Genomic DNA, 22,236 nt, shown 5'->3' with positions numbered 1-22,236 from the left:
GGGTTTATTGCGGCCATTTGGTGTATTAAACCAAGGTTTTTAAAAAGCTTTGGACTTGCTTTAGGGCCAAAAAGCGGTGAGAGATTTGGTTTTTCTCTTTTAAGGTGTCCATGGTTTGGTGATAGCCTTGGGGGATGAATAAAGGGTCGTAGCCAAAGGCTTTAGGCTTTAAGGGGGCTTTGATGATTTTACCCAAGCACTCCCCCCTAAAGGTTTTTTCAAGCACACGCCCCTGCCCGCACACGCCCACCGCCACCACGCACACAAAACGGGCAGGAGACTCCAGTAACCCCAATTCCTCTAAGCATGCCAAGAGTTTGCAGTTATTGTCTGTGTCGCTGCAAGACACGCTAGGCGGGTTAAAATCCCTAGCGATCATCTCTTTGGCGTTTTCTTTAATGCTGGCAAAGCGCGCGCTATAAATACCGGGCAACCCTGCTAAAGCATCCACGCACAGCCCGCTATCCTCCGCCAACACGCAAAAATCTTGAAACTTATCCTTTAAAAGAGGGTAGAGTGCGCGCGCTTTTAAGCGGGCATTTTGGGTGAAACTTGCCCCACTCTCTAGCACTTCTACGCGTCCGACAAGGCTTGCATAGGGCAACACCTCTTGGCCTAAAATGGCGCGCACTTCGGCGCATTTATGGGCGTTGTTGCTAAAAAAGATTAAAGGTAACATCCGGGCATTTTAGCCTCTTTGGCTTGAAAAGAGATTATTAAACCTTTTGTGTTAATATGGGGGGTTTTCAAAATGAGGAGTTACGCATGCTAGAAGCAACAACAAGAGAACAAAGCCTTAACAACAACCCCAACCTGAGTAAAAAAGATGTCAAGGTTGTGGAGAAAATTTTAAGCAAGAACGATTTAAAGGCCCTTGAAATGAAAGAGCGCTACACAGCAGATGGGCTGTATGTGCTCAATTTCATGAGCTCGCCGGGCAGTGGCAAAACCACACTTTTGGAGAATTTAGCCAGCTTTGAGGATTTTAAATTCTGTGTGATTGAGGGGGATTTGCAGACAAACCGCGATGCCGATCGCTTGATTAAGAAAAATGTCGCCGCCCAGCAGATCACCACAGGGGAGGCGTGCCACTTAGAGGCGGCGATGTTAGAGGGGGCTTATGACATTTTAAAAGACAAGGGCGCGATCGCTCAAAGTGATTACTTGGTGATTGAAAATGTCGGCAACTTGGTTTGCCCCTCTAGCTACAACTTGGGCGCGGCGATGAATATCGTTTTGCTCTCCACGCCAGAGGGCGATGATAAAGTGCTCAAATACCCCAGCATGTTTTTGTGCGCCGATGCCGTGGTGGTGAGCAAGGCGGATTTAATGGATGTCTTTGGCTTTAGGATTTCTCAGGTGCAAGAGGACATGGATAAGCTCAAGCCGGGCACGCCCATTTTTACCGTAAGCTCTAAAGACCGCGCGAGTCTAGAGGCCTTTAAAGACTTTCTTGTTGCAAGGCGGGCGCAAAATTACCAATCAAGCCACGCCTTTTAATGTGTTTAGCGATTCCCTCTAAAGTCATTGCTCTTGAGGGCAACACGGCGACTTTAGAAACTTTGGGCGTGCAAAGGCGGGCAAGTTTGGACTTAATGGACGAGCCCGTAGATGTGGGAGATTTTGTGTTGCTACACATTGGCTTTGTGGTGGGTAAGATCGACACCAATGAAGCCCTAGAATCTTTAAAGCTTTACGCCGAGATGGTCGCTAAAATGGAGCAGGATGACTGATTTTATCGGCTCTTTTAGGGACAAGGACACCATTTTAGCCCTTGTCAGCCAAATTAAAAAAGAGAGCTCTAAGCTGCAAGCCCCCTTTAAAATCATGGAGGTGTGTGGCGGGCACACCCACTCTCTCATGCGCTATGGTTTGTTAAATCTCTTACAAGACACCCCCCTAGACTTTGTGCATGGCCCCGGTTGTCCTGTGTGCGTGATGCCAAAACTGCGCATCGATGAGGCCATCGCTTTAGCTCAAATGCCAGACACAATTTTAATCACTTTGGCGGATTTAATGCGTGTACCCGGGAGCAAATTGAGCCTGCAAGGCTTAAGGGCTAGGGGGGCTGATGTGCGCTTTGTCTATTCCCCCCTGCAAGCCCTAGAGATCGCCACCACTAACCCGCATAAAAAGGTCGTGTTTGTGGCGATCGGGTTTGAAACCACCACCCCCATGACAGCAAGTTTATTATTGCAGGCTAGAGAAAAAGGTTTGAGAAACCTTTTTTTCCACAATAACCATGTGCTTGTGCCCCCCAGCGTGCAAGCCGTGCTAAAAAACGCCTCCATAAATGCCCTCATCGCCCCCTCGCATGTAAGCGTCATCACGGGGGCTAAGATTTATCAACCCCTGCTCGATCTCTTTCAAATCCCCATTGTGGTGGCAGGCTTTGAGCCCGTGGATATGTTGGATGGCATCTTGCGGATTGTGCGCCAAGCTTTAAACAAACAAGCCCTTTTAGAGGTCCAATATAGCCGCGTGGTGAGCTTTGCAGGCAATTTAAAGGCACAAAGTTTGATCGCGCAGACCATGCAAGTGCGCCCAAGTTTTGCATGGCGTGGCTTAGGAGAAATCCCTTTTTCAGCCATGCAAGTGCGCCCCGAGTTTGCGGATTTTGACGCTGAAGTGGTGTTTGCCAAGCTCCTACCAAAGCAAAGCGCACTTGAGCCCAAGAACTGCCTTTGCGGACAGATTTTAAAAGGGCTTGCCAAACCCCTAGATTGCACCCTGTTTAACAAAGCCTGCACCCCTAGCCATCCTGTGGGGGCGTGCATGGTGAGCGCCGAGGGGGCTTGCGCGGCGTATTTTAAATACCTTGGTTAGCCACTTCTTTTTTTTCTTCTTTGCCCACGAGCTTATTGTATTTGGGGTTTTTGGGGTCCATGGTTACGATGCTAAAGCTTAGATCGTTGATCTCTGTGTGCGATTTGATGTAATCGTTGATTTCCTCTAGGGTCATTTTTCTAATGCGCTCTAGCATGGTAACATCGTAGTTTATGGGCAGGCCTAAGTAGAAGTTGTGGAATTTGGTTGTGAGCCTTTTGCTGATGGTTTCGTTAGCCAAAGGTTCAGAGCCTAGTAAAAACTTTTTCGCCCCATCTAGCTCTTCCTGTGTGATCCCTTTTTCGACAAACTCTTTAATCACCTTTTTAACTAAAGCCACGCTTTTATCTTGGTTCTCTAGTTTTGTTTGTAAATAGCCTGTGGTGCAATTGATGATTCTAGAGAGCTGGATGCGCATATAGGCACTGTAGGCCAAGCCCTCTTTAACGCGGATGATGTCCATTAAACGAGAGCCAAATCCACTAGAGCCCAACACAAAGCCCATGACTTTTGCTAAGGGCAATTCTTTGGCTAAATCCTTCATCACAAAGGGCGAACCAAAGTAAATATAAGCCTGTTGGCTGTCCTTATAGACCACTTTCGTTTCAGGTTTTTCAGTGGTGCTAAAATAGGGGGTGAAGAAGGGCTTGTTGGAGGGCAAGGACTCTAGAGTGGGTTTTAAGGCCTCTAGGGTTTTATTGATATCCAAATCCCCCCCCATGACAATGATCAACCGCTCAATGTCTAGGGCATCCTCTAGGCGTTTTTTGACATCCTCTAGTGAGATCGATTTAATGCTCTTGGGGGTGCCTGTGGCCGGGTGCGCTAGGGGAGTGCCCGCAAATAAAATTTCGTTTAAACCCAGTTGCGCTACATAGTCAAAGTTGCTCTCTTTATTCAAGGCCGCGGCGACCATGCGCTGTTGGACTTTCTCTAAAGTGCTGGGCGTGAGATTGGGCGAGAGCAAGAGATCGTGCAAATAAGAAATGGCCTTGCCTTGGTATTCTTTTAAAAAGCTCAGATCAATGTGTAAGGACTCTAAGCGGATGTCTGCATCCAGCGTGATGGCCAATTGCTCTAATTGTTCGGCAAAGGCGATGCTGCCTAGCTCCTTTGTGCCCTCATTTAAAATGCTCGCACTCAGCTTTGAGAGGCCGAATTTGTCCTTATCCATGACGTTGCCCCCGCCCATAAACATCAGCTTGACCGTCCCCATAGGCAAGATGTGGTTATTTTCATAAATGACGGGGATTTTTACGCCCTTGACCTCAAAATAATGGATTCTCTCACCCACTTCGTTGCGTTTAATCACCTCTGTGGTTTTTTCTTGTGTTTTTGTTGGCATTTTCTTTTCCTTATAAACTCCAAGCACTATAAGAAGCACGGCCACTAAGACCAGCAACAAAGTATAGCGCATGTTGCGGATTTTATTAGACATGGTAGTGTTTTAAAATTTCATAGGCCGTGTTGCGCTTGGCCGCAAGGCTGCCGATGTCCTCGATCAAGCGCACCATCTCCTGCTCGTTTAAACAAAAGCTCGTACCGGCTGCCTTAACGACATTTTCCTCCATCATTACACTCCCTAAATCATTGGCCCCAAACAACAGAGCCAACTGCCCGATAAAAGCCCCCTGTGTCACCCAAGAACTTTGGATGTTTTTTACATTATCTAAAAATAACCGACTGCAGGCTAACAGGCGCAAATAGCGGTTAGAACTGGCTTTTCTAATGTGGGGCATTTCTTGTTGCAGAGGGGTAAAATCGGGCTGAAAGCTCCACAAAATAAACGCCCTAAAGCCCCCCGTTTCATCTTGCAGATTGCGCACCCGCTCCAAATGCTCGGCGATGTCTTCATCGGTGTCCGTTGTGCCAAACATCATGGTCGCCGTGCTTTTAATGCCTAACTTGTGCGCCTCTTTATGCACCTCAATCCAGCGATCTGCGCTTAGTTTCTTAGGCGCAATTTTCGCACGCACCCGATCGCTTAAAACCTCTGCCCCCGCCCCAGGAATTGAGCTTAAGCCCGCCGCTTTTAAACGGCCCAAAACTTCTTGCAAGGACAGCCTAGAAATTTTGGCAATGTAGTCGATCTCGACTGCTGAAAAGCCGTGTATGGTGATGGTGGGGAATTTTTGGGCGATGTGGGCGACTAAATTTTCATAGTAATCGATTTTTAACTGCGGATGCACCCCGCCTTGAAAGAGGATTTGCGTCCCCCCAATGGCTAACAGCTCCTCGATTTTTTGATCGATCGTTTTAAAGTCCAAGATATACGCGTCTTTATCCTTGAGCGTCCGCTTAAAAGCGCAAAATTTACAATCCACGAAACAGATATTGGTGTAATTGATGTTGCGATCCACAATAAAGGTCGTGGTGTTTTCTGGGTGCAACTCTTGCTTTTTGGCTAAAGCCATTTGCCCCAATTCTTTTAGGGGCTTGTTGGCCATATAATCTAGCAATTCTGCTCTGCTTAAACGCATATTCTCTCCTAAAAACGGGTACCCATTGAGAAGGCGAAGCGTTGGGTGTAGTCGTTCAAGTTGGGGTTAAACCACAAGCCCTTTTTATCGCTCCACTCGTTAAAGAAGGCAATGGGGAAAATGAGCACCAAAGGACCCATGGGGGAAATCCACTCAATTTGTAGGCCCGTAGAAGCCCGCCAAGTGGCGTGCTCAAAGCCCGCCCCCACCACGCCATAATCTTTAAAACTCACATTGGTTGAGTAAGCTTGTTGCCAAAAGCCCCCGGCTTTATCAGGGGTTTTATAGGTCAAAAAGCCCCAGTCAAAGAACCACGCCAAGCGCATTTTCGCTGCTTTTAAAAGCCCATAACTCAGCTCCACTGAGCCTGTGTAAAGCCCATCGCCCCCTACCCACATCCCTAAGTTGGTTTTGGGTGTGATCGAGCTGTTTCTAAAGCCTCTAATGGTGGTAACGCCCCCCATATAGAACACAGAGTTTAGGGGCAAGTAGTCTTCTGTGTTGTAGCGGAAAATATAGCCCCCTTGGGTTTTAAAGCGGGCGATGAGATCGATGAGTAAATATTTTTTGAGGTCTTTATAGGCGGCAAATTTGCCATAAATTTTCGTGTTGCGGACATTCCCTCCTAGTCCATTCCACGAATTAAGGGGGTGATCTGAGGGCAGACCAGACATTGTGGTGTAGTTAGAAAAGGTGAAACCATTTCTGGGGAAGTAATAGTCATCTGTGTTGTCAAAATTAGTGCTGAGTGTGAAAGAGCTGGTTGTGGGAGTGTTGTAGTCCCTGCTCCACAATCCGCGTAAGGGTTGGCCATCGGGGCCTGTGACGGGCGAGCCATTGGGGCCTTTAATGATCGTGTTGGTACTGCTGTAAAACATTTCATACAAGGGGCTAGAAAAGCCCAAAATTTTATTGAGGCTGTAATTGTAGCCCAAATTCATGCTGAAGGTGTTGGTGATCATGCGCCCTGCACTCACGCTAAAACCCCCGCCTTGTTGGATATAGTTGTAGTTGATGATGTATTCCGCAAAAAGGCTAATAGAAGAACTATAGCGGCTGTCAAAAATGCGCGGGTTTCTTAAAGTCAAGTTGCCTGAAAACATCCGTCCGCTGCCCCGAATGCCGTAGTTTTTATTGCCCCCACCGGTGGAGATGTTGGCGTATAAGCTCATGCTTTGTCCCGTGCCAAAGAGGTTTTTCTCGCTCACACTGCCATTGAGCATGAGCCCCCCATAGCTGCCATAACCTAGCCCAAATTGCAACTGCCCCGTGCGCCCCTCTTCGACATTCACCAACAAGTCCATCAGCTGGCTATTGACCCGCCGCTCTTCGATTTTTACTTTAGAGAAGAAGCCTAAGCGGCGCAACGCACTTTCAGAGCTGGCGACTTTAGTGAGACTATAACGCTCTTTGGGGCTTAACCACACCTCACGGCGAATCACCCGATCGCTGGTGCGCTGGTTGCCCGAGATGATGATGTCGTTGATATAGACCAAGTCCCCGGTTTGGATGTGGTAAATCACCTTCACGGTGCCGTGTTTTTCATCCTTATCTAGGTCGGGCTTAACCACCGCGAAAGCATAACCTTGGTCAGCGACTTCTCTTTTTAAGATTTGGGCATCTGCGCGCATGTGCTCGATGTTAAAAACGGCGTTTTTGTGGATCTTAATGGATTTTAAAAGTTTAGCCATCGGCACGACTTGTTTATCGATTTTGATCTCGATGCCTGAAACGCGGTATTGAATCCCCTCTTTGACCTTATAGTAAAGCTTGGCCTTGTGCGTACCAAAGTTGGTGTTTAAGAAAGGGGAGGACACATTGACATCTAAAAACCCATTGCGTAAATAGACATCTTGGATACGCATGGAGTCGTACTCTAACTCGTTTAAGTGCAATTTACCCGAGTTTAAGCCCCACATCCAGCCCATAAAGTCGCGCTGTTTGTTTGCGCTAAGACTCTCTACCAAGCGGGGTTTTAGCTGTTTGCGCCCCTCATAAACGGATTTGGTGATGTAAATGTTATTCCCACGATTCACATCAAAGATGATCCGATACGCCCCCTCGCCGGCTAAATTTTCTGTGCGCACCTCCACCACGCTGCCATAATAGCCCTGTTGCTCTAGGGCACTCTTTAAAATGTATTTGGCGTTGTCTAGTTTGGTTTCATCGTAGGTGTCGCCTTTTTTGATCCCCATTTGGTTGTAAAGATTCTCTTTCTCTTTCTCAGTCCCATAGCCCTTGATTTCAATGCTAGCGATGCGGGGCTTTTCTTTGAAGTGGAAGACCAAATCACCGTCTTTAAAGGTCGCATAGACATCTTCGAAGTAGCCCTGATTATACAAAGCCAAGACGGCCTCATCGATCGCTTTCAAGTCCAAAACGTCGTTTTTCTTGATCTTGACAATCTCATTGGCAAGCATATCCGACATGTAAGAGAGGTTTCTGTACTCAATTCTGGTGATCCTCTCCTCAGCAGCGTCTAGGGGCAAAAAAAATTGGCCGAGCCAAACTAGGCAAACTGTGAAAAACTTTTTAATGCGGAATCCTTGCATTTGGCTTTTGCAATCCGTGCATTATACCCAAAAATAACATTTTGGTAAACAAAAAACCAACAAAATAACAAAAATACACACTTTTTACCATGTTTGGATGGGGTTATACAAGCTGTCCCTCTCAATGGCGCAAAAGCGCGCGTCCTTGATTTGATAGATCAAATCCTCTTTACAAACCCCTTTTTTGCTCTTAGCCCCCCCGGCTGATTGGATCATCTCCACTTCAATCGTGCCGTCCAAATCATCCGCCCCAAACTCTTGGGCCACTAGGGCTAAGTTCAGACCCAAAGTCGCCCAGTAGGCCTTAATGTGGGGGATGTTTAAGAGCACAATGCGGGCAATGGCAATGGTTTTTAAAATCTCCACCGCGCTTGGGCTTTGATCCACCTTTAAAAAGTTATTGTCCTTTTGATAGAGCAAGGGGATGAAGGCGTTAAACCCTCCCTCTTTTGCCTGCACTTTTGTTTGCGGGCTTTGGGCGTGCTTCAAGCGCAACATGTGATCCAAGCGGTGCTCTCTGCTCTCCACATGCCCAAAGAGCATGGTCGCGTTGCTCATTTTGCCTAAAGAGTGCCAGTATTGGTGAATCTCAAGCCACCTAGCAGAGCTCACCTTGCCCGCGCAAATGTGCTTCCTCACCTTTTCATCAAAAATCTCCGCCCCGCCCCCGGGCATGCTATCCACCCCCGCCTTTAGCATGTCCTCTAGCACCTCTTGGTAGGGCTTGTTAAACTTCGTGCTTAAAAAATGCACCTCAGCCGCGGTCATCGCCTTTAAATGCAGGTCTTTAAACCCCGCCTTGATCGCCCTAAAGAGCTCGAAATACCAATGATAGGTGTAATTGGGGTTGTGTGCGCTCACCACATGCACCTCTTTAATGCCCCGCGCATAAGAGCTAGAAATCTGATCTAAAATCTGCTCTTGGCTCATCTCGTAGGGGTTGGGGTTCTTGCGGCCAGCAGAAAAAGCGCAAAACTTGCAACTATCTTGGCAGACATTGCTTGGGTTGATGTGGCGGTTGGTGTTGAAATAGACTTTGTCTTGGTGCATTTGGGTGCGGATCGCGTGCGCTTCTTTAGCTAAAACGAATAAATCGTAATCATAAAGTTTAGCTAGAGCGCTCGCCTCAGTGCATTGCCCGCTTAGGGCTTGTTCTAATAAATCCATCGCTTCATCCTTTCAGGGTCATCCTCCCGTTTTGTAAAAAGCCCGCTCGGACACTTGGTTTTGTGTGCCCGCTTGCCATAAATTCTTTTCGGGTTTGTTATGCACGCTTTGGTGCAGGGCGTGGCGCATTTGCGTTAGATCGCCTTGTAAAATCGCGCCTTTTGCGCTCACGCTGTCTTGGTAGTAAAGACAGGGGAAAATCGTACCATCCGCACTCAGGCGGATTTTATTGCAATGTTTGCAAAAGTCGTCATTGTGCGGGGCAATGATGCCAAATTCATAGCCATCCTCTAGGGCGTAAATCTTAGAAGGGCTTAACCCCTCGCTCTTAAGGCACAAGTTGGGGTATTTTTGTTTAATTGCCTTCAAAATCTGCGCCTCGCTAAGGCCCCTTAGTTGGCTATTGGCATGCGTGTTCTCCATAAACTCAATGTAGCGGATTTGGGCGTTTTTGCCCCTGGCAAACTCCAAAAGCTCTAAAACCTCATCCTCATTGATCCCACGTAAAACAACCATGTTAAACTTCAGCCCCAAGCCCACCTTTAACGCCTCCTCCACGCCCTCTAAAACCGCTTTCAAGCCGTCTTTTTGCGAGATTTTAGCGACCCTCTCTGGCTTTAGCGAATCTAAGGACACATTGACTCGCTCTAAGCCCGCTTCTTTGAGTTGTGCGGCTTGGTTTTTTAACAAAAACCCGTTTGTGGTTAGGGCTAACTTCACATGCGGGGCGTAGGCGTGGATTTTAGCGATGAAGGGGGCTAAATCTTTGCGAATCAAAGGCTCTCCGCCCGTGATGCGGATTTTAGCCACCCCCTCATCGATGGCGATTTTAATGAACTCTAGCATTTTATCAAGGGGCAACAATTCTTCTTCAAAATCCATGGGTGTGGTCGGCATGCAGTACTGGCACCTAAAATTACACTGCTTGGTTACAGACACCCGTAGGTAATCGATACGGCGTGCAAAGGTATCCACAAGCATAAATTTCTCCACTTTTTAGGCTAAAAGGGTAAAATAGCAAATCCATTTACAATTTAGGCTGAAATTTTAAGGGCTCACGCACAGCCTAGACATTTTTAAGGAAATCGATGACAAACCCCACGCCTTTTATAGATTTTTTAGCCACTCTGCAAAAAACCAACCGCTCCTTAGATTTTTTCGTGGATTGGCAAAAATGCCTCAACAACCGAGAAAAAACCCGCATTTATGCCAACCATTTAAACTCTTTGCTCGGGGTGAGCGCGCCAGACTTGGCTGCAAAAGTGGCGCAACTTTTTAAAGAGTGCCCCCATGCCTTTACAATTTTGCCTTTGTTGCTTGCCATGAGAAACCCTAACGAAATTGTGCGCCACGCCAGCCAAGAAAAAACCCTGCAAGAGTATTTACAAAGCCCTGAGGGCATTTGCACGCTTTTACAAGAGAGCGGGCTTTTAAAAATCTTTGGCGCGCATCAGATCAAAGACTTAAACGATGTGATTTTAGGGATTGAGATTGGCCTAGACAGCAATGCGCGTAAGAACCGCAGCGGGGTCCTAATGGAGCAACACCTAGAACACGCCTTCAAACAAGCCAAGTTAAATTTTAAAGCACAGGTGAGCGTTAAAGAGTTTGCCGCCTTGCATGAGAGTTTTGGCAGCGATATTAAGAAATTTGACTTTGTGGTCTTTGGCAAACGGACGACTTATTTTATTGAGTGCAATTTTTACAGCAGCGGGGGGAGCAAGTTAAACGAAGTCGCTCGGGCTTATCAAGAACTCGCCCCCCGTTTTGCCAACGACCCACACAAAGAATTTATTTGGATCACAGACGGACAGGGGTGGCTGGACGCCAAAAATAAACTCCAAGAAGCCTATAAGAGCGTGCGCCTTTACAACCTAAGCCAGCTAGACACTTTATTAGACGAGTTAAGCCATGCTTAAACCCGCTTTCACCAGCTTAGATCAAAAATTCCAGCTTTATTGCGGGGATTGTAGGGAAGTGTTGCCCCATTTGCAAGGACAAGTGGATTTGATCTTTGCCGATCCGCCCTATTTTCTCTCAAACGGCGGACTTAGTGTCCAAAGCGGGCAAATCGTGAGCGTCAATAAGGGAGAGTGGGACAAAAGCCAAGGGCTAGAGCACATGCACGCCTTTAATGTGGAGTGGCTAGGCCTTGCCAAAGAGGCCCTAAAGCCCGCGGGGAGTCTATTGATCAGCGCGACTTACCATAATCTCTTTTCTTTGGGGCTTGCTTTACAATCTCTGGGCTTTAAACTTTTAAACCTCATCACATGGCATAAGAGCAACCCCCCGCCTAATTTTTCTTGCCGCAGCTTAGTGCATGCCAGCGAGCAAATCCTTTGGGCAAGAAAGAGCCCCAAGCACGCTCACATTTTTAACTACAAGCGCATGAAAGAATTAAACGGCAATAAACAAATGCGCGATGTATGGACTTTACCCGCCATTGCCCCTTGGGAGAAACAATTAGGCAAGCACCCCACGCAAAAGCCCCTAAGCCTTCTTAGCCGCTTGATTTTAATGGCAAGCCATGAAGAAAGTTTGGTTTGCGACCCTTTTAGTGGCTCAGGCTCTACGGGCATTGCGGCAAATTTACTCGGGCGATCCTTTGTGGGGATTGAAAGGGAGTTTGAGTTTATACAACTTGCCATTAAGCGCAAAGAGGATTTAGACATGCGCTTTGGCGAGCTGTCTAAAAAAATCTCTAAGTGGATCGCCTAGTGCAAGAACTTAGCTGCGTGTTGCTCTGCGGGGGGCGAAGTAGCCGTATGCAAATGCAAGGGCAGCAGTTTGACAAAGCTTTATTGCCCTTTAAAGACACCACGCTTTTAGAGCACCAGCACACTAAGCTCAAACAATGGTTTCAACGAGTCTATATCTCTTGCAAACAGCCCTACTCTTTTAAGGCCGCGTATTTGATCGAGGCAACGAGCCATTTTAACCCTTTAGTGGGGATGGCGCACGCTTTATCCACGCTTAAAGCCCCCCTCATTTTTATCCCCGTGGATATGCCCTTTATTTCTAAAGAGAGTCTTTTAAAACTCTATGAAAACCGCCTTAAAGCCTGCCTCATTTATCTAAAAAGTGCTGAGGGTTTTTATTTGCCTAATTTATGCCAACTGACCGCCTTGAGCTACTTAAAAGAGGCGTTGGCAAGCGGGCAAGAGAAAGTGGGGGCGCTCTTCCAACAAATAGGCTTTGGGGTAGAAGTGCAAGAGAGCAAAGAGTTTAGCAATTTAAACACCTACACTGACTATACAGAGGCGTTAAATGGCTGAAGAAGAAAAAACCGAGCTCCCCTCAGCTAAAAAGATAGAAAAAGCCCGCGAAGAGGGCAATGTGGCTAAGAGCATTGAGGTTTTAGGGTTTTTGGGCTTGCTTGGCAGCTTTGGGGGGATTTTTGCGCTTTTTAAGTTCTGGCTTGAAGGGTTTGAGAGCATGTTTAGAGAGTCTTTGCACTGGATCAAGCTAGACTTTAGCCCGCACAATTTATATGTGCTGTGCTTGCAACTTCTCAAAGATGCCCTATGGATTTTGTTGCCCTTTCTCTTTTTAGTGGGATTTATCGCCTTTTTGGCCAATGTCTTGCAATTTGGTTTTTTATTCAGCCCCAAGGCGATTGCGCCCAAATGGAGCAAGATCAACCCCATCACGGGCTTTAAAAACCTCTTTAGTTTAAAACGACTCTTAGACGGGCTACTCATCACCACAAAAGTTTTTATCGCCTTTATTTTGGGTTTTGTCTTGGTGTATTCTTTTGTGGATGAGATCATGGGCGTGGCGCAAGTGGGTTATAAAGACCAGCTGCTGTGGTTTAGAAGCAAGGCTTTAGAAGTCATTGCCAGTTTGTTGTTTTTGTTTTTAGTGGCTTCGTTGCTCGATTTTATGCTCAAACGCAGACAATACATCGAGTCGCTTAAAATGACAAAACAAGAGGTCAAGGACGAATACAAGCAACAAGAAGGCAACCCTGAGATCAAGGCAAAAATCAAGCAACTTATGTTGAAAAACTCGATGAGTAAAATGATGGCGGCGATTCCTAGCGCAAATGTGGTTGTGACAAACCCCACGCACTACGCCGTGGCTCTGCGCTTTGAGGAGGATGACCCCGCCCCTGTGGTGGTGGCTAAGGGCATTGACCACTTAGCCATCCGCATTAAGGGCGTGGCAAGAGAGCATGAAATCGAGATCATCGAAAACCCCAAACTTGCCCGCCAACTTTACCAAGATGTGGATGTTGATGAGGTGATCCCTAAAGTGTTGTTTGAGGCGGTGGCGATTGTGTTTGCCCAAGTAGCGCACATCCAGCAAATGAGAAACCGCTAAAGCCCCTTGCTCTCTAGCCATTTAAGCAAACTTTCTAACACCACTTGCTTGTCGGTCTCATCTAGGATTTTGTGGCGATCTTTAGAAAAAAGGCGCAATTCTATGTCTTTAAAACCTTGTTTTTCTAGGCAGTGGTGCGCTTTCACCACGCCCACACCAAAACCCCCGCACACATCATCTAGCCCGCTCAAAAACAAAATGGGTAAATCTTTGCGCCCGTAGGCGTGGGTGTGAAACACCATAAAAGCCCCCTCAACCAAGAGCGCAAAACTCTTTGTGCTGAATAAAAAGCGCGAGGCAGGATCGATGCGTAAAAGTTTCAACGCCGCCGTGTTTTTACAAACCCAGTTGCCCTGATAACGGCGTATCTTTGGGTGCAAACTAAATAGGGTATTGACCCCAGCTTTCAAGCGGACATTAAAACGGCCCAAAGTTTTTAGCAAAAAGGCGCAAAATCTCAAACCCCAAAAGGGAGAGGGCGTACCCGTTAAAATTAAAGCGTCTAGGGGGTAGTAATTGTGTTGCACCCACCGCCTCGCCAGTAAAGAGCCCATGCTATGCCCTAAAAGCACCAGCTTATGCGTGGGATAGAGGGTTTTAATGTGGCGGGCCAGCTTTACCATGTCCTTTACCGCCCACTCAAAGCCATGTTCCCCCATCTCTCCCCAATAAATTTCGCTTTTATCCTCTAAAACACTCAGTCCATGCCCTCTGTGATCGGCCACAAAGACCACATACCCTCTGGCGCACAACTCGTTAGCGACCCATTTATAATGCTCCTTATGCTCCACCATGCCCGTGGCAATTTGCACCACCACTCCCCTAGACTCTTCAGGCTCATAGCGATCAAAGTAGAGCTCTAAATAAGGGGGGTTGTCGCTGTTGATGCGTTGATTCTTAGACACCATAACCATCCTTTAAGAGAAGCGCAAATTTTCATACAAGTCGGGAATCAAGTGATCTTGACAAGTGATGGGCTCGGGATAAAACCCGTGTTTAAAGCCCAAAGCAAAAAGCGCATCGATGCCCGCCATCTGCTCCGCGCTCAAGGCGCAAGAGTTTTCATTAGCATACATGCTAAGATAAGTGTTTAAATGCGTTTTATTGACCCGCACTAAATGCCTTTCTAAGAGCATGTCTGCCAATAATTCTTGGTGTTTTAGAGCAATGACAATCGCCTGAGTCAAAGCCTTTTGCATGTGGATTGCTTGAGTTAAAGGGATTGAGCGGCGCAAAGCCATGCCCCCTAGAGGCAGGGGTAAATGAGAGCCAGAGAGCTCACACCACACTTCCCAAATCTCTTTTTCCACCACCAAATCAGGGTGAAAGTCTAAAATGCTCTCGTGTATCAACACCCCCCCATCCACTTCACCACTCAAAACCGCTTTTTCAATTTCTAAAAAATTCTTATACACCACTCTGGCTTGTGGGTAGTAAAGTCGAAAGAGCAGGGCGTTTGTGGTGTAACGCCCACTTAGAGCCACTTTAAAATTCTTTTTTAAGGGCTTGTCCTTGCGCCTAACCAGCTTAGGCCCATAGCCTTGTCCAAAACTTGTGGCGGGTTGCAATAGGGCGTAATGGTCTTTGATGAGTGGGTAGAGCCCAAAGCTAATCGCGCTGATGGCGTGCGTGCCTTTGAGGGCTTGCTCGTTTAAAGTTTCAATGTCTAGGGCGTGGTGTGTGAAAGGCTTAGGAAAATTGACCCACCCGAAGGCAAGGGCATAAAACATAAAAATATCATCCGCATCGGGGCTGTGGGCAATGCTTAACATGTATTCTTCTTTTTTCTATCATTTTAGCTTGTTTTACTCTATTTTAATACGACCCAAGAGAGATCAAGGCCCATTTGTTTTAACAAGAAGTGTGCGAGCGTGCGCTTGGCATGGTCGGCACACGCAAAGAGTATGGGAGCATTATGTACAATGATTTCAACTTTGTGTGTGGGTGTTTGAGCGGGGACTTTGATGGAGGCGAAAATGTGTGGAACAACACTCTAAAAAGATTAGCGGAGCGCACTTTAGGGGGTAATAATTGGTGTACAACAGAATATGTCGATTAGTTGGATAAGATGCCCTTGACTTCAGTTTAAGTGCGCGGGTCTCTTTAGGGCGCAAACCCCCTAACCTAAGTGCTTTTGGCATTTTTTAACAAATCTTATAGGCCGCGGCTTTAAAGCCCACTTTTGGGGTGGGGCTTGCTATCGAAACCACCCCAGTAGATTGGGGATTTGTGTAAAATTTCAACAAGCGGTTTCTTTCATCCACTAAAAACCCATCTTAAAATCTGCGTGTTGTTTTAAGGTGGTTAGCATTCCTAAAAATCGAAAGGATCGCGCATGGTTGTTGTGGTTACGGGAAGTGCCAGCGGGATTGGACTAGGCGTGGCGCAAGCTTTTTTAAAAGAGGGTCATCAAGTGGTCTTTTCGGATTTTAATCAAGAAGCCTTAGAGCAAGTGGCGAGCACCACCCCATCCAAAAATGCCCGTTTTATCCCCTGCGACGTTGCAAACGAAGATTCTTGTCAAAACCTCATCACCCAAACCCAAAAGGCCTTTAATGCAGTGGATGTTCTCATCAACAACGCCGGCTTCCAGCATGTGGCTTTCATAGAGGACTTTCCCACAGACATTTTTGAAAAGATGCTCAAAGTGGAACTTGTAGGCCCTTTTATGCTCACCAAATATGCTCTCCCCATCATGAAAGCGCAAAAATTTGGGCGCATCCTCAACATGGCCTCTATCAATGGTCTAGTGGGCTTTGCGGGCAAGGCGGCCTACAACAGCGCCAAACACGGACTCATCGGGCTTACAAAGGTTTGCGCTTTAGAGGGAGCGCCCTTTAACATCACGGCCAACGCCCTTTGTCCGGGCTATGTGGATACCCCTTTGGTGCGCAACCAATTAGCCGACTTGGCTAAAACCCGCCAAATAAGCCAAGAGGAGGCCCTAGAAAAGATCATCTACCCCCTCATCCCCCAAAAGCGCCTCATCGCCATTGAGGACATCGCCCAATATGCCCTGTTTCTAGTCAGCGATGCAGGCAAGAACATCACGGGGCAGGCCTGCGTGATCGATGGCGGTTACACCGCACAATAAAGGGCGTGTATGTGGGGCATTCTCTTAGGCCTAGTTGTCTTAATGGTGTTGGCTTATTTGGGTTGGTCGATTGTGTGGGTTGCGCCCATTGCGGCGGGGGTGGTGGCACTGACCGGTGGGCTAGACTGGCTAGAAACCTACACCCAAACTTACATGGGCGGGTTTTGTGCCTTTGCTAAGGTGTGGTTTCCCGTTTTTATGCTCGGGGCCATCTTTGGTAAATTAATGGAGATGAGTGGCATGGCAAGCGCAATCGCTAGACTCATTGCCAAAACACTTGGGCAAAAGCGTGCCATTTTGGGGGTGGTTTTAGCCTGCGCCCTGCTCACTTATGGGGGCGTGAGTTTGTTTGTGGTTGTGTTTTGTGTTTATCCCCTGTCCCTATCCCTATTCCAAGTTGTCTGTGCTTTAGTGATGTTTGTTGGGGGTTATTTGTACCTAAGAAGACAAGAGAGGCGTTATCAGGCTTTGGGCGAAAGCTACGATGCGCCCAGCCAACAAGAGCAGACACTAAGCGCCAACACTCCGCCCGTTTGGCTCTCTCTTTTACCCCTTTTGTGCGTGGTGTGCGCCTTAAACGTGTTCTCTTTGTCCATCATCTACGCCCTTTTGGGTGGGATTGGCCTGATTTTAATGTTAAGCGTGGGGCAATACAAACGCTTTGTTGGCGCGATCAATGCCGGGGCCAAAGATTCGATCTTGGCTCTCATCAACACCTGCGCGGCTGTGGGCTTTGGCTCTGTGGTGAAGGTGATGCCCAGTTTCCACACTTTAGCCCAGCACTTTTTAAGCGCTAAATCCAACCCCTTAATCTGTGAGGCCATCACGATCAACATCTTGGCCGGGGCCACAGGTTCAGCTTCGGGTGGTATGGGTATTGCCCTAGAAGCGTTGGGCGCAGAGTATGCCAAATTAGCCTTAAGCACGCACATCCCCTTAGAACTTTTGCACAGAGTTGCTTCTGTTGCCTCTGGGGGACTAGACGCTCTGCCCCACAACGGGGCCGTGCTCACTTTGCTTGCCATCACACAAATGGATCACAAGCGCAGCTATAAAGACATCGCCGTTGTGGCCGTGGTGATTCCCGTCTTTGCCCTAGTGGTGGGGATGGTCTTAGCCAGTTTTGGGGTGTATTAAGGCCTTTTGTGGTGGATAAAGTGGCTAACACCGCTTGTGTCTGTGGGGCGTTTTTAAAAAAGCTTAATTTAATCTTGATCCCACCTTTTTAGTGCCAAGCCACAACACCCATCGCTTAATGGGTGGATTTATGTTAATCTCAGATCTTATTGCATAGGTGAGGATAGGCATGGATTTTAGTGTTAAAGGTGGGGGTAGAATCGGATTTTATCATCGGTGGCTTTGTTGCTCTTTTCCCCTCTGCTTGCGGAAAAAAACGGGTTTTTCATGGGGGGCGGATTTATTTACAACCACTTTACCCGTAATTTGGATTTTACCATCCCCATTGATGGCACACACACCCTAGACCCCGTGCCCGATGAGAGCACCACACATAGCCAGCAGCACAGCGGTGCGCTCTATGGGGGGGAGATTATGCTGGGCTACAAACAATTCTTTGGCAAGCCTAGACTCTTTGGCTTGCGTTACTTTGCCTTTGCCAATGGGATGGATGGGGGGTATAACTACTTAACCTTTGATCGCCACGCCCAAATGACAAGTGCCACACAAAACGCCGCCACATTTTTTTATGGGGCAGGGATCGACATTTTGTCTAATTTTTACGATAGGGGCGATCACAGCTTAGGGGTCTTTGTGGGCGGGATGATTGGCGGGCAAAGCTGGCTTCTTGGCAGGGCGTATGCGGCCAAACTCTGCCAAACCCAAATCCCCTCACAGCCTAAAGACTGCGTGAGTGCGGATGTGGTGTGGAAAAACAACGCTGCGATCGCCAACTCTATGGGCAATGACGCAAAGTTTTATGAGATGCCTAGCTTTCAAGTGGCGGTGCAAGGGGGCTTTAGGGTGCAACTCTCTAAGCACCAAAGCTTTGAAGTGGGGGTGCGCTTTCCCTTTTTAGAGCACACCTACTACACCGAGGAAGACAAAAACAAGTGGGGCATTTATGGCAAAAATGGTAAAGCCCGCATTTTCTTAAAGCGCGGGATCGCTCTTTTTGCGCATTATTTCTACACATTTTGAGTTAAAAACACGCCCTACACGCCAAAACCTGTTTAAATTTACCCCCTTGTGTTAGACTTTGCTTTTTGCTAAGGGAGCACCATGCAACAATTCAAGGCCTTGCTTTGGGGGCTAGTGGCGATTATGGGGGCTGTGGCTCTTAGCGTGTTGGCTTTGCATAAGGGCGAGAGCATCAACACGCTTTGGCTCGTGTGTGCGGCGGTGTGTATTTATAGTTTAGGGTATCGCTTTTACAGCCATTTTGTGGCGTATCAAGTGCTGTGTCTGAATGACAAGCGCGCCACGCCTGCCTGTGTCTTTAACGATGGGCGCGACTTTGTCCCCACGCACAAGGCGATCACCTTTGGGCACCACTTTGCCGCCATCGCAGGGGCGGGGCCTTTGGTCGGGCCTATTTTAGCCGCCCAAATGGGCTATTTGCCCTCCATTTTGTGGATTTTGATCGGCAGTGTTTTAGGCGGCTGCGTGCATGACTTTATCGTGCTCTTTTGCTCCATGCGCAGAAGTGGCCGCTCTTTAGGGGAGATGATCAAGGATGAAATGGGTCCTTTTGTGGGTTGGTTTGCCATGTTGGGGACTTTGGGGATCATGGTGATCATCATCGCCATTTTGGCGATGGTGGTGGTTAAAGCCCTCGCCCACTCGCCTTGGGGGCTTTTTACGATCGCTTGCACGATCCCCATTGCTATTTTTATGGGGCTGTACATGCGCTTTTTGCGCCCCAAAGTGCTCGAAAGCTCGCTGATTGGCTTTGCACTCTTGCTCTTAGCGATTTATTATGGCAAGGTGGTGGCTAACGATCCCACTTTGGCCTCTTACTTCACCCTTAAGGCCAGCTCTTTAGCGTGGATCATCATCGCTTACGGCTTTGTGGCCTCGATTTTGCCCGTGTGGTTCTTGCTCGCGCCTAGGGATTATTTAAGCACTTTTTTAAAAATCGGGGTCGTGTTGATCTTGGCTTTAGCCCTTGTTGTTGTCGCCCCGCCTTTGCACTTACCCAAACTCACGCACTTTGTGGATGGGAGCGGGCCTGTCTTTGCGGGCGCGCTCTTTCCCTTTTTATTCATCACCATCGCCTGTGGGACGATCAGCGGGTTTCACGCCTTGATCGCCTCGGGCACCACGCCTAAGATCATCGCCAAAGAGAGCCACGCCCGTTTAGTGGGCTATGGCTCGATGCTGATGGAGTCTGTGGTCGCCTTAATGGCGCTTTTAATGGCGGGCATTTTACACCCGGGGCTGTATTTTGCGATCAACGCCCCCCAAAGCACGATTGGCAGCGACATCGCCCAAGCGGTTAGGGTGATCAACTCTTGGGGCTTTCAAATCACCCCCCAAGAGATTACAAGCATCACTAAGCACATCGGCGAGCAAAGCATCTTAAGCCGCACGGGAGGCGCGCCCACCTTTGCCATTGGGCTTAGTTTGCTCGTGTATAAAGTCGTGGGGCATCCTAGCGTGATGGCGTTTTGGTACCACTTTGCGATCCTCTTTGAAGCTTTATTTATTTTAACCGCTGTGGATGCGGGCACGCGCACCGCCCGCTTCATGATCCAAGACATTTTAGGGCATATTTACAAGCCTTTAGGCAACACCAATTCTTACGCGGCGGGCATTGTGGCGACTTTATTGGCAGTCGGGCTTTGGGGATATTTTTTGTATCAAGGCACGATCGATCCTAAAGGGGGCATTTACACCCTATGGCCGCTCTTTGGCGTGAGCAACCAAATGCTCGCAGGCATGGCGTTGCTTCTTGGCACCACGGTTTTATTTAAAATGGGGCGCTTTAGACACGCTTTGGTGAGTGCTCTACCGGCTGTTTTTATCCTCTTCATCACCTTTTACAGCGGGATTTTAAAGGTGTTGCCTAAAGGCACGGATCCTATTTTAAACAAAGTGTCGCATGTCGCTACCGCCCAAATTTTAAGCGAAAAGCTCACCCACGCCACAGACCCTAAGCAAGCTAGCCTACTCAAGCAGGCCATTTTTAACCACAGCATAGACGCGATTTTGTGCGTGTTTTTCATGCTCGTGGCGTTGTTGGTGCTCGTGGCGAGCGCGCGCATTTGCTTGAATGCCTACAAGGGGCGCATCGCCCCGCCTCTGGCCGAAAGCGCATTTGTGGCTGTGTCTTAATGCTAGGCATGTTAAAATGGAGTAAAAAATTAAGGAATGGTATGGATATTCATAACAGCGATGCCGATGTAGAGCAATTTTTTGCCTTTTGCAAAGAAAAAGAAGTGGAATTTGTGGATTTTCGCTTTACTGATGTGAAGGGGACTTGGAATCACATGGGCTACTTTATCGGGGGGGTGGATAAGGATTTGTTGCAAAAGGGCATCCCCTTTGATGCCAGCTCAATCAAGGCGTGGCAGAGCATTGACAGGTCAGACATGATCTTAAAACCAGACTTGATCCGCTACTTCATAGACCCTTTTAGCGCAGACATCACGGTGGTGGTGTTTTGTGATGTGTGGGATGTCTATAAAGAGCAGGATTATGAGAAATGCCCTAGAAGCATTGCCAAGCGAGCACTCAGGCATTTGCAAAACTTAGGCATCGCGGACATGGCCTACTTTGGAGCAGAAAATGAGTTTTTTATCTTCGACTCCATTAAAATCAAAAACAGCGCAAACTGCCAGTATTACGAAATTGATAGTGAAGAGGGCGAGTGGAACCGGGATCGCAGTTTTGAGGGGGGCGTGAATTTTGGGCACCGCACGGGACACAAGGGCGGGTATTTACCCACCCCCCCCACCGACACGATGATGGATATTCGCGCCGAGATCGTTAAGGTGTTAAACCAAGTGGGGTTAGAAACCTATGTCGTGCATCACGAGGTGGCGCAGGCACAGGGCGAGATCGGCGTGCGCTTTGGGGAGTTGGTCGAGGCGGCGGACAATGTGCAAAAACTCAAATATGTGGTGAAAATGGTCGCCCATTTAAATGGCAAAACCGCCACTTTCATGCCAAAACCCCTACACGGGGATAATGGTAGTGGCATGCACACGCATGTGAGCTTGTGGAAAAATGGCGAGAATCTCTTTAGTGGCGATGTTTATAAAAATCTAAGCCAAATGGCCTTGCATTTTTTGGGAGGAGTTTTAGGGCATGCTAGAAGTTTAGCGGCTTTCACCAACGCGTCTAGCAATTCATACAAGCGCTTGATCCCCGGCTTTGAAGCCCCTTCTATCTTGACCTATTCAGCGCAAAATAGGAGTGCCAGCGTACGGATCCCCTATGGGGTGAAGGGCAAGGCGGCGCGCTTTGAGTTTCGATTCCCCGACAACTCTTCTAACCCCTATCTAGCCTTTGCGGCGATTTTAATGGCCGGCTTGGATGGGCTGGCGCAAAAAAGCGATCCGGGTGCGCCTATGGACATCAACCTCTTTCAGCTCACTTTGGATGAAATCAGGGACAAGGGGATTAAACAGCTCCCCCACACTCTAAGAAGCGCGCTAGAAGAGATGTTGGTGCATAAAGAGTTCTTAAAAAAGGGGGAGGTCTTTACAGAGGAGTTTATCCAAGCTTACCAGAGCTTTAAATTCCGCTCAGAAGTCTTTCCTTGGGAGAGCCGCCCCCACCCCTTTGAGTTTAAAACCACCTATTCTTGCTAATGCCTAAACGCCGGGGCGGG

The 22,236-nt window shown here is 48.0% G+C and carries 20 protein-coding genes; 12 read left to right on the top strand and 8 right to left on the bottom strand.

Features of this window, described 5'->3' with window-relative positions; all coding sequences use genetic code 11:
* Positions 1-25 precede the first annotated feature (25 nt).
* Complete coding sequence (locus HAL07_RS07580) at positions 26-679, bottom strand: non-canonical purine NTP pyrophosphatase (protein WP_053941417.1); 654 nt, start codon at positions 677-679, stop codon at positions 26-28.
* A gap of 86 nt (positions 680-765) precedes the next feature.
* Between HAL07_RS07580 and hypB the strand changes: the two genes are divergently transcribed.
* Genes hypB through hypD form a run of 3 tightly spaced genes read left to right on the top strand, consistent with a single transcriptional unit; the run spans position 766 to position 2,826 of the window.
* Positions 766-1,500 carry a hydrogenase nickel incorporation protein HypB gene (gene hypB, locus HAL07_RS07575; protein ID WP_053945690.1) on the top strand — a complete coding sequence of 245 codons (735 nt, stop codon included), beginning with the start codon at positions 766-768 and terminating at the stop codon, positions 1,498-1,500.
* Positions 1,500-1,733, top strand: coding sequence for a HypC/HybG/HupF family hydrogenase formation chaperone (locus HAL07_RS07570; RefSeq protein ID WP_053945619.1), 234 nt, complete (start codon positions 1,500-1,502; stop codon positions 1,731-1,733). Before hypB ends, HAL07_RS07570 begins: the two co-directional genes overlap by 1 nt.
* Positions 1,726-2,826 carry a hydrogenase formation protein HypD gene (hypD, locus tag HAL07_RS07565; protein WP_053945618.1) on the top strand — a complete coding sequence of 367 codons (1,101 nt, stop codon included), beginning with the start codon at positions 1,726-1,728 and terminating at the stop codon, positions 2,824-2,826. The genes HAL07_RS07570 and hypD overlap by 8 nt, the downstream gene beginning before the upstream one ends.
* On the opposite strand, the gene HAL07_RS07560 is transcribed toward hypD, so the two are convergent.
* From HAL07_RS07560 to moaA, 5 genes are all read right to left on the bottom strand, one after another.
* Positions 2,810-4,171 carry a M16 family metallopeptidase gene (locus HAL07_RS07560; RefSeq protein WP_274377887.1) on the bottom strand — a complete coding sequence of 454 codons (1,362 nt, stop codon included), beginning with the start codon at positions 4,169-4,171 and terminating at the stop codon, positions 2,810-2,812. The two genes, hypD and HAL07_RS07560, sit on opposite strands and share 17 nt — an antisense overlap.
* Positions 4,172-4,256: 85 nt before the next feature.
* The gene (locus HAL07_RS07555) at positions 4,257-5,306 is read right to left on the bottom strand and encodes a dehypoxanthine futalosine cyclase (RefSeq protein WP_053945617.1); all 1,050 of its coding nucleotides are present in this window, start codon (positions 5,304-5,306) and stop codon (positions 4,257-4,259) included.
* Between the two features lie 8 nt (positions 5,307-5,314).
* Positions 5,315-7,858: an outer membrane protein assembly factor BamA gene (gene bamA / locus HAL07_RS07550; RefSeq protein WP_269431005.1), complete on the bottom strand. Its 2,544-nt coding sequence runs from the start codon at positions 7,856-7,858 to the stop codon at positions 5,315-5,317.
* Between the two features lie 84 nt (positions 7,859-7,942).
* The gene (gene mqnE / locus HAL07_RS07545; RefSeq protein WP_053945616.1) at positions 7,943-9,025 is read right to left on the bottom strand and encodes an aminofutalosine synthase MqnE; all 1,083 of its coding nucleotides are present in this window, start codon (positions 9,023-9,025) and stop codon (positions 7,943-7,945) included.
* 18 nt (positions 9,026-9,043) lie between these two features.
* On the bottom strand, positions 9,044-10,006 hold the full coding sequence (gene moaA, locus HAL07_RS07540) for a GTP 3',8-cyclase MoaA (protein ID WP_053945615.1): 963 nt from the start codon (positions 10,004-10,006) through the stop codon (positions 9,044-9,046).
* A 107-nt stretch (positions 10,007-10,113) separates the two neighbouring features.
* On the opposite strand from moaA, the gene HAL07_RS07535 reads away from it, so the two are divergent.
* The 4 genes from HAL07_RS07535 to flhB are packed head-to-tail and all read left to right on the top strand — an operon-like array spanning position 10,114 to position 13,348.
* Positions 10,114-10,944, top strand: a complete 831-nt coding sequence (locus HAL07_RS07535) for a type II restriction endonuclease (RefSeq protein WP_053945614.1) — start codon at positions 10,114-10,116, stop codon at positions 10,942-10,944.
* Positions 10,937-11,743: a DNA-methyltransferase gene (locus HAL07_RS07530; protein WP_053941410.1), complete on the top strand. Its 807-nt coding sequence runs from the start codon at positions 10,937-10,939 to the stop codon at positions 11,741-11,743. Before HAL07_RS07535 ends, HAL07_RS07530 begins: the two co-directional genes overlap by 8 nt.
* On the top strand, positions 11,743-12,300 hold the full coding sequence (locus HAL07_RS07525; protein ID WP_156295961.1) for a molybdenum cofactor guanylyltransferase: 558 nt from the start codon (positions 11,743-11,745) through the stop codon (positions 12,298-12,300). The genes HAL07_RS07530 and HAL07_RS07525 overlap by 1 nt, the downstream gene beginning before the upstream one ends.
* Positions 12,293-13,348, top strand: a complete 1,056-nt coding sequence (gene flhB, locus HAL07_RS07520; protein ID WP_053945612.1) for a flagellar biosynthesis protein FlhB — start codon at positions 12,293-12,295, stop codon at positions 13,346-13,348. The genes HAL07_RS07525 and flhB overlap by 8 nt, the downstream gene beginning before the upstream one ends.
* Here the strand turns inward: flhB and HAL07_RS07515 are convergent.
* Both HAL07_RS07515 and HAL07_RS07510 read right to left on the bottom strand, forming a co-directional pair.
* Entirely contained in the window at positions 13,345-14,256 is a 912-nt protein-coding gene (locus HAL07_RS07515) for an alpha/beta fold hydrolase (protein ID WP_202903496.1), read from the bottom strand. The genes flhB and HAL07_RS07515 overlap by 4 nt on opposite strands.
* Positions 14,257-14,265: 9 nt before the next feature.
* Entirely contained in the window at positions 14,266-15,120 is an 855-nt protein-coding gene (locus HAL07_RS07510) for a menaquinone biosynthesis family protein (protein ID WP_053941406.1), read from the bottom strand.
* Positions 15,121-15,683: 563 nt separating this feature from the next.
* Between HAL07_RS07510 and HAL07_RS07500 the strand changes: the two genes are divergently transcribed.
* The 5 genes from HAL07_RS07500 to glnA all read left to right on the top strand — a co-directional run bounded on the left by HAL07_RS07500 (position 15,684) and on the right by glnA (position 22,216).
* The gene (locus tag HAL07_RS07500; RefSeq protein WP_053945610.1) at positions 15,684-16,442 is read left to right on the top strand and encodes a 3-hydroxybutyrate dehydrogenase; all 759 of its coding nucleotides are present in this window, start codon (positions 15,684-15,686) and stop codon (positions 16,440-16,442) included.
* 9 nt (positions 16,443-16,451) lie between these two features.
* Positions 16,452-17,579, top strand: a complete 1,128-nt coding sequence (locus HAL07_RS07495) for a GntP family permease (protein ID WP_053945609.1) — start codon at positions 16,452-16,454, stop codon at positions 17,577-17,579.
* 267 nt (positions 17,580-17,846) lie between these two features.
* A complete protein-coding gene (locus tag HAL07_RS07490) occupies positions 17,847-18,599 on the top strand; it encodes an outer membrane beta-barrel protein (RefSeq protein WP_156295960.1) in 753 nt (250 codons plus the stop codon).
* A gap of 81 nt (positions 18,600-18,680) precedes the next feature.
* Complete coding sequence (locus tag HAL07_RS07485; protein WP_053945607.1) at positions 18,681-20,735, top strand: carbon starvation CstA family protein; 2,055 nt, start codon at positions 18,681-18,683, stop codon at positions 20,733-20,735.
* A 41-nt stretch (positions 20,736-20,776) separates the two neighbouring features.
* Positions 20,777-22,216, top strand: coding sequence for a type I glutamate--ammonia ligase (gene glnA / locus HAL07_RS07480; RefSeq protein ID WP_053941399.1), 1,440 nt, complete (start codon positions 20,777-20,779; stop codon positions 22,214-22,216).
* The last annotated feature ends 20 nt before the right edge of the window (positions 22,217-22,236 follow it).

It is taken from the genome of Helicobacter ailurogastricus (assembly GCF_001282945.1).
Classification (GTDB): domain Bacteria; phylum Campylobacterota; class Campylobacteria; order Campylobacterales; family Helicobacteraceae; genus Helicobacter; species Helicobacter ailurogastricus.
Note: the sequence above shows the minus strand (reverse complement) of the source record. Positions and strands in the feature narration are given on the sequence as shown.

What these genes read in the sequence shown, in the direction of transcription:
- hypB (WP_053945690.1), top strand. Translation starts at nt 766, where the DNA reads ATGCTAGAAGCAACAACAAGAGAACAAAGCCTTAACAACAACCCCAAC.
- hypD (WP_053945618.1), top strand. Translation starts at nt 1,726, where the DNA reads ATGACTGATTTTATCGGCTCTTTTAGGGACAAGGACACCATTTTAGCC.
- HAL07_RS07530 (WP_053941410.1), top strand. Translation starts at nt 10,937, where the DNA reads ATGCTTAAACCCGCTTTCACCAGCTTAGATCAAAAATTCCAGCTTTAT.
- HAL07_RS07510 (WP_053941406.1), bottom strand. Translation starts at nt 15,120, where the DNA reads ATGTTAAGCATTGCCCACAGCCCCGATGCGGATGATATTTTTATGTTT.
- HAL07_RS07570 (WP_053945619.1), top strand. Translation starts at nt 1,500, where the DNA reads ATGTGTTTAGCGATTCCCTCTAAAGTCATTGCTCTTGAGGGCAACACG.
- glnA (WP_053941399.1), top strand. Translation starts at nt 20,777, where the DNA reads ATGGATATTCATAACAGCGATGCCGATGTAGAGCAATTTTTTGCCTTT.
- HAL07_RS07580 (WP_053941417.1), bottom strand. Translation starts at nt 679, where the DNA reads ATGTTACCTTTAATCTTTTTTAGCAACAACGCCCATAAATGCGCCGAA.
- HAL07_RS07495 (WP_053945609.1), top strand. Translation starts at nt 16,452, where the DNA reads ATGTGGGGCATTCTCTTAGGCCTAGTTGTCTTAATGGTGTTGGCTTAT.
- HAL07_RS07515 (WP_202903496.1), bottom strand. Translation starts at nt 14,256, where the DNA reads ATGGTGTCTAAGAATCAACGCATCAACAGCGACAACCCCCCTTATTTA.
- HAL07_RS07490 (WP_156295960.1), top strand. Translation starts at nt 17,847, where the DNA reads ATGGGGGGCGGATTTATTTACAACCACTTTACCCGTAATTTGGATTTT.
- HAL07_RS07560 (WP_274377887.1), bottom strand. Translation starts at nt 4,171, where the DNA reads ATGCCAACAAAAACACAAGAAAAAACCACAGAGGTGATTAAACGCAAC.
- mqnE (WP_053945616.1), bottom strand. Translation starts at nt 9,025, where the DNA reads ATGGATTTATTAGAACAAGCCCTAAGCGGGCAATGCACTGAGGCGAGC.
- bamA (WP_269431005.1), bottom strand. Translation starts at nt 7,858, where the DNA reads ATGCAAGGATTCCGCATTAAAAAGTTTTTCACAGTTTGCCTAGTTTGG.
- moaA (WP_053945615.1), bottom strand. Translation starts at nt 10,006, where the DNA reads ATGCTTGTGGATACCTTTGCACGCCGTATCGATTACCTACGGGTGTCT.
- HAL07_RS07485 (WP_053945607.1), top strand. Translation starts at nt 18,681, where the DNA reads ATGCAACAATTCAAGGCCTTGCTTTGGGGGCTAGTGGCGATTATGGGG.
- HAL07_RS07535 (WP_053945614.1), top strand. Translation starts at nt 10,114, where the DNA reads ATGACAAACCCCACGCCTTTTATAGATTTTTTAGCCACTCTGCAAAAA.
- HAL07_RS07500 (WP_053945610.1), top strand. Translation starts at nt 15,684, where the DNA reads ATGGTTGTTGTGGTTACGGGAAGTGCCAGCGGGATTGGACTAGGCGTG.
- HAL07_RS07555 (WP_053945617.1), bottom strand. Translation starts at nt 5,306, where the DNA reads ATGCGTTTAAGCAGAGCAGAATTGCTAGATTATATGGCCAACAAGCCC.
- flhB (WP_053945612.1), top strand. Translation starts at nt 12,293, where the DNA reads ATGGCTGAAGAAGAAAAAACCGAGCTCCCCTCAGCTAAAAAGATAGAA.